General features: G+C 59.0%; 16 protein-coding genes. 7 read left to right on the forward strand and 9 right to left on the reverse strand.

The features are described from left to right. Positions 1-3: 3 nt before the first annotated feature. Genes QC816_RS07970 through QC816_RS07990 form a run of 5 tightly spaced genes read right to left on the reverse strand, consistent with a single transcriptional unit; the run spans position 4 to position 4396 of the window. Entirely contained in the window at positions 4-498 is a 495-nt protein-coding gene (locus QC816_RS07970; RefSeq protein ID WP_309781554.1) for a metallophosphoesterase family protein, read from the reverse strand. Continuing rightward, the gene (djlA, locus tag QC816_RS07975) at positions 495-1253 is read right to left on the reverse strand and encodes a co-chaperone DjlA (protein ID WP_309781555.1); all 759 of its coding nucleotides are present in this window, start codon (positions 1251-1253) and stop codon (positions 495-497) included. The genes QC816_RS07970 and djlA overlap by 4 nt, the downstream gene beginning before the upstream one ends. A gap of 30 nt (positions 1254-1283) precedes the next feature. Then, positions 1284-3209, reverse strand: a complete 1926-nt coding sequence (gene dxs, locus QC816_RS07980) for a 1-deoxy-D-xylulose-5-phosphate synthase (protein WP_085919439.1) — start codon at positions 3207-3209, stop codon at positions 1284-1286. A 3-nt stretch (positions 3210-3212) separates the two neighbouring features. Then, positions 3213-4106 (reverse strand): farnesyl diphosphate synthase, encoded by an 894-nt coding sequence (locus tag QC816_RS07985; protein ID WP_085919438.1) that lies wholly within the window; start codon positions 4104-4106, stop codon positions 3213-3215. Beyond that, complete coding sequence (locus QC816_RS07990; RefSeq protein WP_199284224.1) at positions 4100-4396, reverse strand: exodeoxyribonuclease VII small subunit; 297 nt, start codon at positions 4394-4396, stop codon at positions 4100-4102. The genes QC816_RS07985 and QC816_RS07990 overlap by 7 nt, the downstream gene beginning before the upstream one ends. 266 nt (positions 4397-4662) lie before the next feature. Between QC816_RS07990 and serA the strand changes: the two genes are divergently transcribed. Further along, on the forward strand, positions 4663-5907 hold the full coding sequence (gene serA / locus QC816_RS07995; RefSeq protein ID WP_066320841.1) for a phosphoglycerate dehydrogenase: 1245 nt from the start codon (positions 4663-4665) through the stop codon (positions 5905-5907). A 94-nt stretch (positions 5908-6001) separates the two neighbouring features. On the opposite strand, the gene QC816_RS08000 is transcribed toward serA, so the two are convergent. Then, positions 6002-6691 carry a pirin family protein gene (locus QC816_RS08000; RefSeq protein ID WP_309781556.1) on the reverse strand — a complete coding sequence of 230 codons (690 nt, stop codon included), beginning with the start codon at positions 6689-6691 and terminating at the stop codon, positions 6002-6004. Positions 6692-6899: 208 nt separating this feature from the next. Here QC816_RS08000 and trhO point away from each other — a divergent pair, with 208 nt between their 5' ends. The 4 genes from trhO to ybiO all read left to right on the forward strand — a co-directional run bounded on the left by trhO (position 6900) and on the right by ybiO (position 11760). Beyond that, the gene (gene trhO, locus QC816_RS08005) at positions 6900-7853 is read left to right on the forward strand and encodes an oxygen-dependent tRNA uridine(34) hydroxylase TrhO (RefSeq protein WP_085919503.1); all 954 of its coding nucleotides are present in this window, start codon (positions 6900-6902) and stop codon (positions 7851-7853) included. Between the two features lie 139 nt (positions 7854-7992). Continuing rightward, the gene (locus QC816_RS08010; RefSeq protein WP_085919435.1) at positions 7993-8817 is read left to right on the forward strand and encodes an IclR family transcriptional regulator domain-containing protein; all 825 of its coding nucleotides are present in this window, start codon (positions 7993-7995) and stop codon (positions 8815-8817) included. After that, positions 8817-9248 (forward strand): YqaA family protein, encoded by a 432-nt coding sequence (locus QC816_RS08015; protein ID WP_085919434.1) that lies wholly within the window; start codon positions 8817-8819, stop codon positions 9246-9248. Before QC816_RS08010 ends, QC816_RS08015 begins: the two co-directional genes overlap by 1 nt. Before the next feature lie 121 nt (positions 9249-9369). Continuing rightward, positions 9370-11760, forward strand: coding sequence for a mechanosensitive channel protein (ybiO, locus tag QC816_RS08020; RefSeq protein ID WP_309781557.1), 2391 nt, complete (start codon positions 9370-9372; stop codon positions 11758-11760). 57 nt (positions 11761-11817) lie between these two features. Here the strand turns inward: ybiO and QC816_RS08025 are convergent, their stop codons facing one another. Further along, the gene (locus tag QC816_RS08025; protein ID WP_199284222.1) at positions 11818-12564 is read right to left on the reverse strand and encodes an SDR family oxidoreductase; all 747 of its coding nucleotides are present in this window, start codon (positions 12562-12564) and stop codon (positions 11818-11820) included. Positions 12565-12721: 157 nt separating this feature from the next. Here QC816_RS08025 and folK point away from each other — a divergent pair, with 157 nt between their 5' ends. Next, complete coding sequence (gene folK, locus QC816_RS08030) at positions 12722-13147, forward strand: 2-amino-4-hydroxy-6-hydroxymethyldihydropteridine diphosphokinase (protein ID WP_085919431.1); 426 nt, start codon at positions 12722-12724, stop codon at positions 13145-13147. Positions 13148-13240: 93 nt separating this feature from the next. Further along, positions 13241-14062 carry a flagellin N-terminal helical domain-containing protein gene (locus tag QC816_RS08035; protein WP_085919430.1) on the forward strand — a complete coding sequence of 274 codons (822 nt, stop codon included), beginning with the start codon at positions 13241-13243 and terminating at the stop codon, positions 14060-14062. 3 nt (positions 14063-14065) lie between these two features. Here QC816_RS08035 and QC816_RS08040 read toward each other — a convergent pair whose 3' ends face one another. Together QC816_RS08040 and QC816_RS08045 are read right to left on the reverse strand one after the other, a co-directional pair. Beyond that, positions 14066-15625 carry a BCCT family transporter gene (locus QC816_RS08040; RefSeq protein ID WP_176243690.1) on the reverse strand — a complete coding sequence of 520 codons (1560 nt, stop codon included), beginning with the start codon at positions 15623-15625 and terminating at the stop codon, positions 14066-14068. Between the two features lie 171 nt (positions 15626-15796). After that, positions 15797-16549 (reverse strand): DUF481 domain-containing protein, encoded by a 753-nt coding sequence (locus QC816_RS08045; protein WP_309781558.1) that lies wholly within the window; start codon positions 16547-16549, stop codon positions 15797-15799. Positions 16550-16671 lie beyond the last annotated feature (122 nt).

Genomic DNA, 16671 nt, shown 5'->3' on the forward strand with positions numbered 1-16671 from the left:
GCCTTATAGCGGCAGATGAATAATCGCACCGCGCACGCTATCCGGCTCGATCCATAACTTGCCGAGGGTGATCGGCAGCTTGAAACGCCGCTTGCCGGCGGCACCGGGGTTGAACAGCAGCCTGTCATCCAGACGCTCGTTGCGCGGCTGGTGGGAATGTCCGTGCAGCGTCACATCGCAAGGCGTCGCCGGATCAGCATCCTCCAGGCGATGCACCAGGTGCAGGCGCTGGCCGTTAACCAGAATAGTCTGGTGCATCGGTAGATGGGACGCCCAGGCGGCCGTGTCGATATTGCCGCGCACGCAGTGAACCGAGGCGATGGTTTCCAGGCGCTCCAGAATGATGCTGTCTTCCTCTTTGCTGCCCACATCGCCCAGGTGCAAGATCAGTTCGCAGTCGTTGAGCAGTGCAAGCGCTTCGTCGCGCAGCAGCCCGTGAGTGTCGGCAATGACGCCGACCGGGGAAGCAAGGCGATAGTGCACTGTGGAAGGGGTCATTCCCGCGACTTTTGGATACGCTCGTAGGCGTTGCTGATCTCGCTGGTGCGCGCCTGGGCGACTTCGCGCATGCTCTCGGGCAGCCCCTTGCCGGCCAGCTTGTCCGGATGATTCTGGCTCATCAGGCGGCGATAGGCCTTCTTGACCTCGGCGTCGCTGGCGTCTTCCGAAACGCCCAGCACCCGGTAAGCGTCTTTGAGGGCTTCTTCGCTGGCGCCCTGAGAATTGGCAGCGGCGCCGTGCAACATGGCTTCGATCTGCTGGACTTCGGTCTCGCTGCAGCCCACGCCGCGGGCGACGCGCAGAATCATCTCGTGTTCGGCGTCATGCAGAACGCCGTCGGCAGCGATGGCCGACAGCTGAACCTGGAGAAACACCTGACGCATGACGGGCTGATGACGGGTGAGACGGTTGACGCTGGCAAGCTCGGCGTCCAGATCGAAGTCGTCGCTGCGGCCGCGCTCAAAGGCGGCGCGTGCCCGGGTGCGTTGTTCACCCTGCAGGCGCATCTGGTCGAAGAGTTTCTCGGCGACGTCCAGTTCGCCGTCGGTGACCTTACCGTCGGCTTGGCACAGGCAACCCATGACCGAAAAGATCGAGTCCAGAAAGCCTTCCTGGATGCGCATCCGCGCCTCATTCAGACGCCGCTTGATACGTCGCCCCAGCCACCAGCCCAGGCCGCCACCCACCAGCAGACCAACGGGGCCGCCGAAAGCGAGGCCGATAAGCGCAAAAATAACAATCAGAAATAACATGGCAGTCTCTAACGTTGATAAATAAAAAGATTACGGCAGTCGGGCACGAATCGCGCGTTCGATGCCGTCGGCATCCAGGCCGCAGTCATGCAGCAGCTCGGCAGGCGTGCCGTGTTCCACAAAGGCGTCCGGCAAGCCGAGGTTGAGCACTTCGACTTGAACGCCTTCGGCATGCAGGAGCTCATTGACGGCGCTTCCGGCACCACCGGCGATGACGTTTTCTTCCAGCGTGACCAGCAATTCATGTTCGTCGGCCGCGTGGAGCACGGCTTCGCGGTCCAACGGTTTGATAGAGCGCATATTGATGAGCGTGGCATCGAGGCTTTCAGCCACCTCGGCGGCGGCAGTGTTAACGCTGCCAAAGGCGAGTAACGCAATGCTGGCGCCACTGCCTGAAGACTTGCGGCGCACCTCGGCTCGGCCAATGGGTAGCGCTTCCAGATGCTCGGGAATCGCTACGCCCGGGCCGGTGCCGCGCGGATAGCGCACGGCGGCAGGGCCCGGATGATGGTAGGCCGCACTAAGCATGGCGCGACACTCGGCTTCATCCGCGGGCGCTAGAATCACCATGCCGGGCACACAGCGCAGAAAGGACAAGTCCATGCTGCCATGGTGGGTGGGCCCGTCTTCGCCGACCAGACCCGCGCGATCAATGGCAAAGGTGACGTCGAGGGATTGCACTGCCACGTCATGAATCAGTTGGTCGTAGCCGCGCTGCAGAAACGTAGAGTAAATGGCCACCACAGGTTTCATGCCTTCGCAGGCCATGCCCGCCGCGAGCGTGACGGCGTGTTGTTCAGCAATCGCCACATCAAAGTAGCGCTCGGGGTATTCCTTGGAGAAACGAATCAGGTCCGAGCCTTCGCGCATTGCCGGGGTAATCCCCATCAGGCGATCATCCGCGGCGGCCATGTCGCACAGCCAGTCGCCGAACACGTTGCAGTATTTTTTCTTGGCAGGTTTTTTGGGCGCCACAGGCGCGGCGGTTGGCGTTTGATGAGCGGGCTCGCTGGGCTTTTCCAGTTTGGTAATCGCATGGTAGCCAATCTGGTCGGCTTCGGCGGGTAAGAAGCCTTTACCCTTGACGGTCTTGATATGCAAAAACTGCGGGCCGTCCAGGTCGCGCAGAGTGTCCAGCGTCTCGGTGAGTGTTTCGAGGTCATGACCGTCGATGGGGCCGACATAGTTGAAGCCCATTTCTTCAAACAGCGTGGCGGGGCTGACCATGCCTTTCATGTGCTCTTCGGTGCGGCGGGCAAGCTCCAACGCGCCGGGAAGGTGGGAAAGCACCTTTTTACCTTCTTCACGCATCTTAAGATACGGCTTGCTGGAAAGCACGCGGGCCAGGTAAGTCGCCATGCCGCCGACGTTTTCGGAGATCGACATCTCATTATCATTGAGAATAACCAACATGTTGGCATCCACGTGCCCCGCATGGGTGAGGGCTTCAAACGCCATGCCGGCACTCAGCGCGCCGTCGCCGATAATCGCGCAGACGCGGCGTGGCTTGTTCTGGGCCTGGGTGGCCAATGCCATGCCAAGCGCGGCAGAAATTGAGGTGCTGGAGTGGCCGACGCCAAAGGTATCGTAGCCGGACTCGGCGCGGCGCGGAAACGCCGCGAGGCCACCGTGCTGGCGAATGCTGAGCATGGCGTCACGCCGCCCGGTGAGTATCTTGTGCGGGTAGGCCTGATGACCCACGTCCCATACCAGTCGGTCGTCGGGTGTGTTGAACGCGTGGTGTAGCGCTACGCTCAGCTCCACCACCCCGAGACCCGCGCCAAAGTGGCCGCCGGACACGCCAACGCTGTAAAGCAGATAGGCACGCAGTTCGTCTGCCAACTGGGCAAGCTGCCTGGCGTTCATGGCCCGCAGGGCGGCGGGGTGGTCAAAGGAGTCGAGCAACGGCGTTGCCGGGCGCTCGCGGGGTATTTCGTCGAACAGCTTCATGGGCATTGTCTAGTGGTCGCGCTCGATCATGTAGTGGGCAAGGTCGGCCAATGGCTGTGCGTTCTTGCCCAGTGGGGCAAGCGCGGCAATGGCCTCGTCAATGAGTGTCTGGGCTTTGTGCTGTGCGCCTTCAAGCCCCAGTAAACCGGGGTACGTCGGCTTGGCGCGGGCAGCATCGGCGCCGGATGTTTTACCCAGTGTGGCGGTGTCACCCGTCACGTCCAGCACATCGTCGTGAATCTGGAAGGCTAGTCCAATGGCACGCGCGTAGCGAATCAGCGCCTGTAGACGGGAGTCGTGTTCGTCAACGGCGATCAGCCCGCCCAGACGAACCGCGGCGACGATCAGTGCGCCGGTCTTGTGGGCGTGCATATGCTCCAAAGCCTCGACATTGGGGTGGCCACCAACGGCAGCGAGGTCCAGTGCCTGGCCAGCGACCATACCATCACGGCCAGCGGCGCTGGCAAGGGTGGTCACCAGGCTGCCAAGCCGTGGGTGCCCTGTGCGGGCCAGCACTTCAAAAGCCAGTGCCTGAAGGGCATCGCCTGCCAGGATAGCGGTGGCTTCATCAAAGGCCTTGTGGACCGTTGGCTGTCCGCGGCGCAGGTCGTCGTCGTCCATGGCGGGCAGGTCGTCGTGGATCAGCGAATAAGCATGGATCAGTTCGATGGCGGCGGCAGCTGCGTCAAGCTCGTCGTCGCGGGCCCCCAGCGCCCGGCCGGCCAGATACACCAGTAACGGGCGTAGCCGCTTGCCACCCACCAGCAAGCCATGGCGCATGGCGGCTTCCAGGCGCGGCTCGGTGGCCCGTTGCGTATCAAATAGCGCGGCCAGGGTGGCGTCAACGCGATTATTGCTTGTGTCACGCAACATAGTCAGCCCAGCGGCGGCGGGCGCTACCATGGTGGCGTCTCCTTGTTGCTGTCATCCGTGCCATCAGAATCTTCCGTGGGCGCGTCGGGGCCATCAAAGGGTGTAACGTTCAAGCGGCCTTCACTGTCTTCACTGAGCGCGCGCACCTTTAATTCCGCGCTATCCAGGCGTTGCTGTGCGTCACGGGTGAGGCGAACGCCTTGCTCAAAGGCGGTCAGCGCATCCTCCAATGAGAGTTCGCCAGACTCCAGGCGTTCCACGAGCGTCTCTAGTTGCTCAACCGTGGCGGCAAAATCTTGTGGGGGTGTGGTGTCACTCATTGGGCCATGCCTACCGTTTTCCTGACGCCCTGACGTGGGCGGCGCGTGTGTCTGCAGAGAACAAGGCCAACAGTATACACCGAGGGCGGGGGGTGGCGTCTGCCCTCAAGGCCCTGCCGAAGGTGCGACTTGTGTCGCGTTCATCTTGACAACGCACACTTTTCATCACGCGAGCCCAGCGAGAGCGTGGGCGAATGTGCTACCATACGGGCCTTCCGCGAACCGTTAAGCGGCGCATGCCGCCGATCATAGAGGTTGATTCAGCCATGGCCAAAACGTCCCTGGACAAGAGCAAGATCAAGATCCTGCTGCTCGAGGGCGTCCACCAAAGCGCGGTGGACAATTTTCAAAACGCAGGTTACGAAAATATCGAGCATCTGCCTACATCGCTGGATGAAGAGGCGCTGATCGAGAAGATTCGTGACGTTCACTTCATCGGTATTCGTTCCCGTACTCAACTGAATGAGCGCGTGTTCGCGGCGGCGGAAAAGCTGGTGGGCGTTGGCTGTTTCTGCATCGGCACCAATCAGGTCGACCTTGACGCAGCGCTCAAGCGCGGGATTGCGGTATTCAACGCACCGTATTCCAACACCCGCTCAGTCGCTGAGTTGGTACTCGCCGAAGCCATCATGCTGCTGCGCGGTATTCCGGAGAAAAATGCCCGGGCTCATCAGGGCGGCTGGCTGAAATCGGCGAAAAACTCCCACGAAGCCCGCGGAAAAACGCTGGGTATCGTGGGTTATGGCAGCATTGGCGCGCAGCTTTCCGTGCTCGCCGAGTCGCTGGGCTTTAACGTCATTTATTACGATGTGATCACCAAGCTGGGCATGGGTAACGCCAACCAGGTGGCGAGCCTTGAAGAGTTGTTGGGGCGCGCCGATGTGGTCAGCCTGCATGTGCCTGACCTGGCGTCCACCCGCTGGATGGTAGGCGAAAAAGAAATTGCTGCCATGAAGCCCGGTGCCATCTTGATCAACGCCTCGCGGGGCAGCGTGGTGGAAATTGAACCGCTGGCTCAGGCGATCAAGGCGGGCAGGCTGAACGGGGCGGCGATTGATGTCTTCCCCGTCGAGCCGAAGGGCAATGCCGAGGAGTTTGAAAGCCCGCTACGCGGCCTGGAAAACGTTATCCTCACGCCGCATATCGGCGGCTCGACCCTGGAAGCCCAGGAAAATATCGGCATCGAGGTGTCGGAAAAACTGATCACCTATTCCGATAACGGCACCACGGTGACCTCGGTCAACTTCCCCGAAGTGGCGCTGCCCGCGCACCCGGACAAGCATCGCTTGCTACATATTCACGACAACGTGCCCGGTGTGCTGTCGCAGATCAACCGTGTGCTATCTGAGAACGGCATCAATATCTCGGGCCAGTACCTGCAAACCAACGACAAGGTTGGCTACGTGGTCATCGATGTGGACAAAGCCTACGGCCCCCAGGCGCTGGAAGCGTTGAAGCAGGTCGACCATACGCTGAAGATTCGCGTGCTCTACTCGGCGCAGAATAGTTAAGCAACCTTACCGTTGTACTAAACGGTTGTACTAAACGGTTGCACTAACGCCAAAACGGCCCCGATCGGGGCCGTTTTGAGTTCAAACCTCTGGCTCAAGCCAAATCAAACAGCAACACTTCCCCCGCCTTCTTGCCGGTCAGCGTAAATGTTTCGTCCGGTTGAAACGACGCGGCGTCGCCCGCGCTTAGCGTTTCGCCGTTGACCTCCATTTCGCCGTTCACCACGTGCAGCCACGCATAACGGGTACTCGGTGTATCTGCCTGTTCGCCTTCATTAAACAAGGCGCTATACAGATTAACGTCCTGATTAACGCTCACCGAGCCATCCTGGCCGTCAGGTGATACCACCAGCCGCCACTGGCCCTGCCGCTCAGCGTGCGGAAAGGCTTTCTGTTCGTAGCTGGGCGCAATACCGGGTTTGGCGGTCTCGATCCAGATTTGCAGGAAGTGCAGGCCGTTTTCCTTGGAATGGTTGAACTCGCTGTGCAGCACGCCGGTGCCTGCTGACATACGCTGCACGTCCCCCGGGCGCATCACTTCACCATTGCCCATGTTGTCTTGATGGGCCATTTCGCCATCGAGCACATAGGAGATGATCTCCATATCCCGGTGGGGGTGAGCGCCGAAGCCGTGTCCAGGGGACACGCGATCTTCATTGATCACCCGCAGCGCACGGAAGCCCATGTGGTCAGGATCCATGTAATTGGCAAACGAGAACGTATGGTAGGAACGCAGCCAGCCGTGGTCGGCGTAGCCTCGCTCGTTTGAACGGCGGATCTTCATCATCAACTCCAGAGTGTTGGGAGAATGACAATTAATATACGCCTGCTGACTGAGGGCGTGGGGTGAAGGTTTCTCAATGATCAGATCGAATAAATCGACGTATCGGGTTGGGCGCTTTACGTCAGACTTTTTGCTAAAATGCGCTCGTTAATTCACCTGGTCCGCCTTTTACGGGGGCGACTACCTGGAGTTCGTCATGTCAGTACCTATGTCATCAACTACGTCATCACCGCGTATTGTGGTCGCGGCGTTATATAAGTTTGTCACCCTGAACGACTTTGAAGCGCTGCGTGAACCGCTGCGCCAGACCATGCTGGATAACGGCGTGAAGGGCACGCTGCTGCTCGCCAAAGAGGGCATCAACGGCACGGTTGCCGGTACCCGCGAGGGCATCGACGCGCTGCTCGCCTGGTTGACCGCCGACCCGCGGCTAGGCGACATCGACCATAAAGAATCGTTTTGTGACGAGCCGCCGTTCTATCGTACCAAGGTGAAACTGAAAAAAGAGATCGTCACCCTGGGTGTTCCGGACGTCGACCCTAACGACACCGTAGGCACTTACGTCGAGCCTGAGCAATGGAACGACATTATTGCCGATCCGGAAGTGCTGGTTATCGATACCCGCAACGACTATGAAGTGGAGATCGGCAGCTTTGAAGGCGCCGTCGATCCCAAGACCACGACCTTCCGTGAATTCCCTGAATACGTGCGCGAGCACTATGATCCCGAGAAGCATAAAAAAGTCGCCATGTTCTGTACCGGCGGTATCCGCTGCGAAAAAGCTTCCAGCTTCATGCTCAAGGAAGGTTTTGACGAGGTCTATCACCTCAAGGGTGGCGTGCTGAATTACCTGGAAAAAGTCCCCGAAGAGCAGTCTCTGTGGCGCGGTGAGTGCTTCGTTTTTGATAACCGGGTGACCGTTCGCCATGACTTGAGCGAAGGCGAGTTTGAACAGTGCCATGCCTGTCGTCGGCCGATCTCCGCAGAAGATATGCAGTCGTCCGCTTATGAGCCTGGTATCAGCTGCCCCCACTGCATCGACTCGCTACCCGAGAAGACCCGTGCGGCGGCACGCGAGCGTCAGCGCCAGATTGACCTCGCCAAAGCCCGTGGTGAGCCGCATCCATTGGGCCGTGATATGCGTAAAGCGTCGTCTATTTAGTTGCTTACCGGCAGTCAGGTGGTGGTGGAATTCGTTTCCGTAAGCGCGACAGCGGCCGCACAGGCACGTTATCCTTACGCTCTTTGCGCCTACCTATAAGTAGAGGTGCCTTCAGGAGAGCTTTTCAGGAGAGAGCCAGGTGAGTGACGTAAAGCGCAGGACCGTTGGCCGCCCGGCCAATTCGGCCAAAGCAGGCGGTGGGCACAGCCAGTCGTTGGTGCGTGGGTTAAATCTGTTGGAGTACCTGGCCAGCAGTCCCGAGGGTTTGGCGCTTTCCGCCTTGGCGGAAATGGCCGATCTCGCGCCTTCGACAACCCACCGATTGCTTCAGGCGCTGCAGAGTCAGGGCTTCGTCACTCAGGAGAATGAACAGGGCCTGTGGCGTATTGATGTCAAGACGTTCCGCATCGGTAACAGCTTTCTCGAAGCGCGGGACGTGGTCGCCACCAGTCGTCCGTTTTTACGTCGCCTGACAGCCGAGACCGGCGAAACCGCCAACCTGGGCATCCGCGATGCTGATACGGCGGTGTTTCTTGCCCAGCACGAGTCGCCGCAGATGATGCGCATGATTACCCGGCTAGGCTCGCGGGCGCCCTTGCACGCCTCCGGTGTCGGCAAGGCCTTGCTGGCCTGGATGCCCGACGACGAACGCGCCCAACTGCTCGCTAAAGGTGAACTGCCCCGGGTGACCGAAAACACCCTTTACCAGCCCGACACCCTGCTCGACGAGATGCATTGCATTCGTGACCAGGGTTTTGCCTGTGACCGTGAAGAGCATGCGATTGGCTTGCACTGTGTAGCAGCATGCGTCAATGACGAGCACGGCATGCCGTTGGCGGCCATTTCGGTGTCAGGCCCCGTGGCGCGTATCCCTGAGGCTCGGCTACTGGAGCTGGGCGCGCTGGTGCGCCGCGTGGCGGATGAGATTACGCTGCAGTTGGGTGGTCAACTTCCCGCGTCCTGATGCTGAGCCTTTTTTGGATAGCGCTGCTCAGCGCTACGTTATTGCCTGGCGGGTCGGAAGTCTGGCTCGCGCGACAATGGTGTCAGGGCCAGCCGGTCCTGGCATTATGGTGCGTCGCCACCGCTGGCAATACGCTGGGCAGCCTGGTCAATGTAGCCTTGGGCCGTTACGCACGGCGCTTTCAGGACCGTCGTTGGTTTCCGGCCTCCCCCGCGCAGCTGGCCCGTGCCGAACGTTGGTACCAGCGTGTTGGTGAAGCGAGCCTGCTGTTGTCCTGGCTGCCGATCATTGGTGATCCGTTGACCGTCGTGGCCGGCATATTACGCTTGCCCTGGTGGCGCGCGCTGGCATGGATACTGGTCGCAAAAGGTGCCCGCTATGCACTGATACTCGGTTTGGCAGCGTCCTGGCTCGAGCCTTTGTGCAGGTAATCATGTTAAGCTCAATATCCTATACAATGCTTATATGTTCCTTGGCATGTATGATTAGTCGAAACAATTAGCTCAGCCGTCAGGTTGATGCAACGACTCACCATCAAAGGGAGGTTACGGTGTGACGCCACTACGTTTATTAACCTGTCTCAGCGTCTGGCTGCTAGCGCTGATGACGCTGTTTGCTGCGCCCGTGTTTGCGCAAAGCAGTACACCAAGTGAAGGTGGCAGCGACGGGACAGAGACCACTGAACCACAGTCCTATGAATCCCTGGCGAACTTACTCGAAGACGAGCAGGCTCGCCAGGAACTCATCGACTTGCTACGTAGCCAGGCGTCCGAGGTGGCCGAGTCATCGGAGCTACCCGGGGGCGCTGCCCAGGGCAGTGATATCGCCCCCGAGGATGTGTCGCTGCCGCGCCAACTGGCTCAACTGACCAGCAATGTTGTCGGCGAAGTCGGCGGCCAGTTCGAACAACTAGTGCTGCTGGTGCGTGGCCTCTTTGTCGGTGGTGGCGAGAGCGTCTTCGACATGGCGGTATTCATGTCCGCGGCGATCAATCTTGGTATCGTGATTGCCGCCACCTTCGCCATGTTTATGGTGTTTCGACGCGTGGCGAAGCCGTTGTTCACTAAAATCAGTGGCTGGTCCCAGCAGGGCGCCGGGCTGACGCCCGTGCTGCGTTTGATTGTTTGCGTGGCGATTGCCGCCGTGATTGATGTGCTGCTGGTGGCGCTTGCCTATGTCGGCGGTAATCTTGTTGCCACCTTTGCGGTCGGTGAAGTTGGCGACCTCTCCACTCGGGCATCCCTGTTTCTCAACGCCTTTTTAATCATTGAGCTCTTGAAAGCCGCGGTGCGGATGCTGTTTTCCTCGCGCTACGAAGGGCTGCGACTGTTGCCGATTTCAGCGCAGGAAGCCTCCTACTGGAACCGTTGGTTAGCCCGCCTGATTGGCATGGTGGGATACGGCCTGATGGTCGTGGTCCCGCTGGTCAATTTCTATGTGTCGGCAGCCATTGGTCAGGCGGTCGGTACCTTGATCATGCTGCTGGCGTTCATTTATGCCGTGGCGGTGGTGCTGAAAAACCGCGTGCGCCTGCGCGACAACCTGAATACCGTCGGTGCACGCTCGACACTAGCCGCCAGCCGTGTGTCTCTTCAGCTGTTCGCCCGCACCTGGCACCTGTTCGCGCTGCTCTACTTCCTGATGGTGTTGGTGCTGACGCTGGTTCGTCCAGGCGATGCCTTGCCGTTTGTGCTGTTTGCGACACTGAAAACGCTGGCAGCGGTCGTCGCGGGCCTCTTGGTGTCGTCGTTCCTGACGCAAACCATTGGCCGCCGCATTCAGCTCTCGCCTGACATGCGCCGCAAGCTGCCGCTGTTGGAAAAGCGTCTTAATCGCTACGTGCCCAATGCGCTGCGTATTCTGCGCACGGTGATTGTGGTAACGGTCATCATGGTGGTGCTGGATGCCTGGGGCGCGTTCGATCTGGCCGCCTGGTATGCCTCTGAAGCCGGAGCTGGCCTGGTTAGCAAGTTAATCAGCGTGGCCATTATACTTATCGTTGCGATCGGCGCGTGGCTGGGGCTTGCCAGTCTGATCGAACACAAGCTCAATCCGGATACCGGAGTAGGCGAGCCCACGGCACGGGCAAAAACGCTGCTCAGCCTGTTCCGCAACGCACTGGCCATTGCCATGGTGACCATAACCGGCATGATCGTGCTGTCGGAGATCGGCATCAATATCGGCCCGCTGATTGCGGGTGCCGGTGTGCTTGGCCTGGCAATTGGTTTCGGTGCGCAAAAACTGGTTCAGGATGTCATCACCGGCGTCTTCATCCAGGTGGAAAACGCCATGAATACCGGCGATGTGGTCACCGTTGGCGGCATTACCGGCACGGCGGAAAAACTCAGTATCCGCTCGGTGGGTATCCGTGATCTTAGCGGCACCTTCCATATCGTGCCGTTCTCCAGCGTCGATACGGTCTCCAACTACATGCGCGAGTTCGGTAACCACGTCGGCGAGTACGGCATTGCCTATCGCGAAAGTATTGACGATGCGATCGAGCAATTAAAAGTCGCGTTCGAGGACCTCAAGGCCAGCGAAGAGCATGGCCACAAGCTTCTCGAAGACATGACCGTTGCCGGGGTCATCGCGCTGGCGGATAGCTCGGTCAATATCCGTGTGGTGATCAAGACCACGCCGGGCGACCAGTGGGCGGTTGGGCGTGCGTATAACCGTTTCGTCAAGCTGCGCTTTGATGAAGCCGGTATCGAAATACCCTTCCCGCATACCACGCTGTACTTCGGCGAAAACAAGGACGGTAGCGCACCGCCCGCGAACGTCCGGGTTATCGACTCCACCGCCGAGGAAACAGACGGCAAGCAGGCTCCCCGTCAGGACGCTGGAGAACAACAACCGGCCTCTCATCAGGATGTGCAGCAAGCGTCGGACTCGGATCACATCAAGCCCGACCACGACGACGTTGATACGCCTGACGGGCGCTAAACGCCGCATCGTAATACGCAAAGGGGCTGCCATCGGGCAGCCCCTTTGCTTTGCGGGTTACCCCGGATAGTTTTCCGAGTGACGCCCTTCCACATTGATGGATTCGCCGCCGTCGACAAATAGAATCTGCCCGGCGACAAAGTCGTTGTTGAGCAGGTAATGCAACGCCTGCACGAGATGGTCGGGTTCGCCTTGTTGCTTGACGGGGATCCCGTCGATGCGCCAGTCGATGTAGTCGCTTGTACGCTGGGAGGCGGGTAGCACGACACCTGGCGCGATGCCGTTCACCCGGATGCGGGGGGCAAACTCCAGCGCCGCCATGCGGGTCATCTCCGCCAGACTCTTTTTGGACAGCAAATAGGCGGCGTAGGGGTACTGGTGGTAGGCCACCTTGTTGTCGATGATATTGATCACCTGGCCTGTGTCGACAGCGCTGGCAAAGTGCCGGGTTAACAATAGTGGGGTAAACAGATTCACCCGGAACTGGGTTTCCAGCATCTCAAGGTCGGTCTCGGCAAGGGGCGCGGGCGTGTAGGCGGAAGCGCTGTTGAGCAGGACGCTCAGCTTTGGGAATCGCTGTGTTACCTGCTCGATCAGTCGGCCCACATCGTCGTGCAAGAAATCGCAGCTGAATAGCTCGCAATCCCGACCTTTTGCGCGGATGCCTTCGGCGACTTCCTCTGCCTCATCGCGGGAGCGGTTTACGTGCAGCGCGATGTCATAGCCCGCGTCAGCCAGTGATTCGGCAAAATGACGTCCCAGGCGCGTTGCCCCGCCGGTAACCAATGCGGCCGGTGTACTCATTGAACAATCCTCGTCGTGATAGGGTGCTTGATCGGTGTAGGATGACATGACTGTCTGCGTGAGGGCAGCGTTTGTCAATAAATTGTACAGTACTTGCACAAACGGTGCAGAACGTTAGGCTTGGGTTTTATCGGCGCTTCGCTCAAGGATGGATAACATGTCTCAATCACGTTTATATGCCCAACCCGATACCTCGCTTCACGAATGCGTCATTTCGCTGGGCTCCAATATAGAGCCCGAGCGGCACGCGGCCGAGGCACTGGATATCCTTTGCCAAGAGTGTGAAATGGTCGGCCGCTCCCGTGAAATCGTTACCACGCCGGTCGGCTACCAGCAGCAGCCCAACTTTCTCAACGCGGCCTTACTGGTGCGCACGCGCTTATCGATGAGTGACTTTCGTGCCTACCTGAAAGGTGTGGAAGATCGCCTCGGCCGGGTTCGTGGCCCGATCAAGTCGGGGCCGAGGACCATGGATCTGGACATTGTTGCCTGGGATGGCGAGCTGGTGGATGAGGGCTATCTTGAGCACGATTATGTGCGGGTCCCCGTTGATGAGTTGCTGTCGGCAGTGGAGCGCAAATAAATCCTTCCTTGGGGCTAACGCCGGGTACTAAACGGCCGATAAGTAGTATTCCTGGCTGTTTCCTTTAAGCGCTGTGCCGCTTGGGAGAAATCGGTGGTAAGCCTCAAAACCAATATCAGTTCCTTGCTTACTCTTCAGCACCTGCGGAGTAGCCAGCAGTCGATGCAAACCGCCATGCAGCGGCTTTCGTCCGGCCTGCGCATCAATAGTGCCAAGGATGATCCTGCTGGCCAGGCGATTGCCAACCGCATGACAGCACAAATCAAGGGCATGACCCAGGCGATTCGCAACACCAACGATGGCATATCAATGGTGCAGACAGCGGAAGGCTCGCTAAATCAGGTTAACGACAACCTGCAACGCATCCGTGAGCTGAGCGTGCAAGCAGCGAACGGCACCAACTCTTCCGACGACCTGGTTTCTATCCAAGACGAAATCGATCAGCGTTTAGAAGAGATTGATCGCATTGCCGGGCAGAGTAATTTCAACGGCATAGGGCTGATTGACGAGCCAAAGTCGTTAAACATCCAGGTGGGTGCTAACGATGGCAGTAGCATCGCAGTACGTTTTGAAGGGATGGGGTTGCAGGCCCTGGGCCTGGAAGGCTTTAGTATTCTTGATGACGGTAGTGCCACCGAAGAGCCGCTAGCGACTCTGGATGACGCTATCAAGCGCGTAGACCGTCAGCGCAGCTATATGGGGGCCGTGCAGAATCGCTTTGAAAGCGTGATCGACGGGCTTAATACCAATATTATCAACACGTCCGCCGCCCGGTCGCGCATTCAGGATGCTGATTACGCCAAGGAAGTTTCAAATCTGGTGCGCGCTCAGATCCTTCAGCAGGTAGGCATCGCTATTTTGGCCCAGGCCAACCAGCAGCCGCAGATGATTCTGCGACTGCTGGAAGGGCTCTAGTGGCTACTTAATAATGCCCTGCTCACGCGCCATGGCATACGCAGCCTTGGGGCCGTGCCATAAAGTGGGCAGCAGGATCAGCGACACGGGAATGGCGGTGATCACGATAAACTGCTGTAGCGCACTGATTTGCCCGGCGCCCATGTTCAGCAATATCGCCGCCATCAGGGCCATGGCGATCCCCCAGAAGGCGCGGATGTAAGGGTTGGGGTCATCGTGACCAGCGCCCACGACGGCGATGGCGTAGCTCATCGAGTCACCGGTGGTCGCCACGAAAATGGTCGTTAACAGCAAGATCGCCAACGCCATCCAGGTACCGCCGGGCAGTGCTTGAGCGACGGTCAGCGTGGCCACGTCAAACTGGAAGTTGTTCAGCGCTTCGGTCAGTTCGATGGCACCGCTGAGCTGATAGTAGATGCCCGAGCCGCCAAGCAGGGTAAACCACACGCTGGTGGCAATCGGCGCGATAACAGCGACGGCGACAATCATCTGGCGAATGGTGCGGCCACGGGAAATGCGAGCCACGAAAATGGCCATCAGCGGCGCATAGCCGATGAACCAGGCAAAGAAGAACACCGTCCACCACTGCATCCACCAGTCGGGCGCGGTGTCCGCCGTCGTGGTTGCCATGGTGAAGAACTCGCTCACATAGGTGCCCAGCCCTGCCACATAGCTGTTGGTCAGGAACAGGGTCGGACCGAAGATAAAGATGACCGCACCAATCGTGAGCGCCAGCAGCACGTTGAACCGACTGAGTAGCTGAATGCCTTTATGGACACCGCTCATTGAGGACAGCACGTAAATGCTGCCCAGCGCCGCAAGAATGATCAACTGGCCGGTATAGCCTTCCGGCAGACCAAATAGCTCGTGCAAACCAAAACTGACCTGGGTCGCCAGAAAACCGATCGGCCCCACGGTGCCTGCCACCAGGGCAATCACACAGCACGCATCGATAATGCCGCCCAGCGGCCCACGTAGCAGACGCTCACCAAATACCGGGTACAGCAGAGTGCGGGGCTGAAGCGGCTGGCCTTTCACATAGTGGGCATGCGCCAGTACCACCGCCGAAAGCGACCCGAGTACCGCCCAGGCCAAAAACCCCCAATGGTTGAACGATTGGGCGAGTGCGTTTGCCACGGCTTCTGGCGTGCCGGCTTCGCTGTCGAACGCGGGAGGGGTGACCACAAAGTGATAAACCGGCTCGCCTGCTGCGAAAAACACCCCGCCACCGGCCAGCAAGGTGCACAGAATGATTGATAGCCACTTGAAGGTACTCATTTCCGGCGCATCGAGGTTGCCGATTTTGGCGTTGGCGGCGGGGGTAAAGGCCAGGCCAATGGCAATCAAGAAGGTGGCGATCAGCAGCAGTTGAAAGTAGGTTCCAAATACCCGCGCTGTCCAGGCGAAGCCGGTACTGATGCTGTTGGCAACGAGGTCGACATCGTAAAGTGATAGACCAATAAAGGCCACGATAAAGCCGATGCTGAGCAGCAGCACCAGAGGATCACCGAGGGCGCGTAGACCACTTCGTGGCATCGCGTCTTGAGTTGATTGTGTCGTCATGAGAGTCCGTTTGGGAATTGGGCAAGATGGTCGTCAAACTTAACAGCTTGCCGCGTTGAAAAGTGGGAAAAAAAAAGCGCCATTCATGGAATGGCGCTAGGACAGGAAACTGAGCACATTGTAACGTCTTTATAGACCAACGTCTAACACGGCTTGCTGCATTATGGTGCGCTACCAATGGAAAAGCAGCGACGCGCTGGTGGTGGTGTCGCTGCGTTTGTCGGCATCGTCAGGGGGCTCTGAATTGTGTTTGATCTCGTAGGAGAGGCGGAGCGAAAGCTTTGAGTTCAGTCGTGTCGTCAGGGCGGTGAGCGAGCGCGAGGTGACATTCTGGCGCGTGTATTCCAGCGACGCTTCCTGACGGATATCGGCGTAGTCGGCAAATTCCCAGCGATAATCGATGGCCGAATAGGCAACGCCCAGGCGCTCATTACCGTGCTCGCGGAGCCGGTCGTGGCGGTAGCCCGGGCCGGCTTCCAGCGACAGCGTATGACGCTCGTTGTCGAGGATCTGCCGCCCGTAGCCGCCAATCGCGCTGAGCTGCTGATCGTAACCGGCAAAGCGGTCTTTTTCCCAACGGGCAAAGCCAAACAGGTAATGGGGCCCGCTGAAGTCGTAGCGTTCGCGGGCCGACAGCAGGTACTGTTCGGCGGCAGTGTCGTCTTCCTTGCTGACGTGGCGCACTTCGCCGCGCAGCGAGTGGGTCAAATCGCCCGTCAACCATTGCAAGCGGGTTTTGCCGATGAGCGTTTCACTGTTGGTATTGCCCGTGAGGCGGTTGTAGCCCAATTCAGAGTCGCCGCTGAAAACGGGGGTATCGTCGGACGGAGGGTCAGGGGCGTAAAAGGGGCTGGCAACGGCTGACGCGCTCCAGAGAACACCCAGTAAAATGGCCACTCCCTTTCCCCAATCCTTCGCTAGCATACCGCTCTCCCTGATCTGGCAGTGCAAGGCCTGTTACCTGTCCAGTTGACCAAAGCAGCGAAGTTTAACGCCCTCTGCATGCGCATGCCATAATGAGGCCGTTACCGCTTGTGAGTGCCGTC

This window comes from Vreelandella janggokensis (assembly GCF_031451615.1).
Taxonomy (GTDB): Bacteria; Pseudomonadota; Gammaproteobacteria; order Pseudomonadales; family Halomonadaceae; genus Vreelandella; species Vreelandella janggokensis.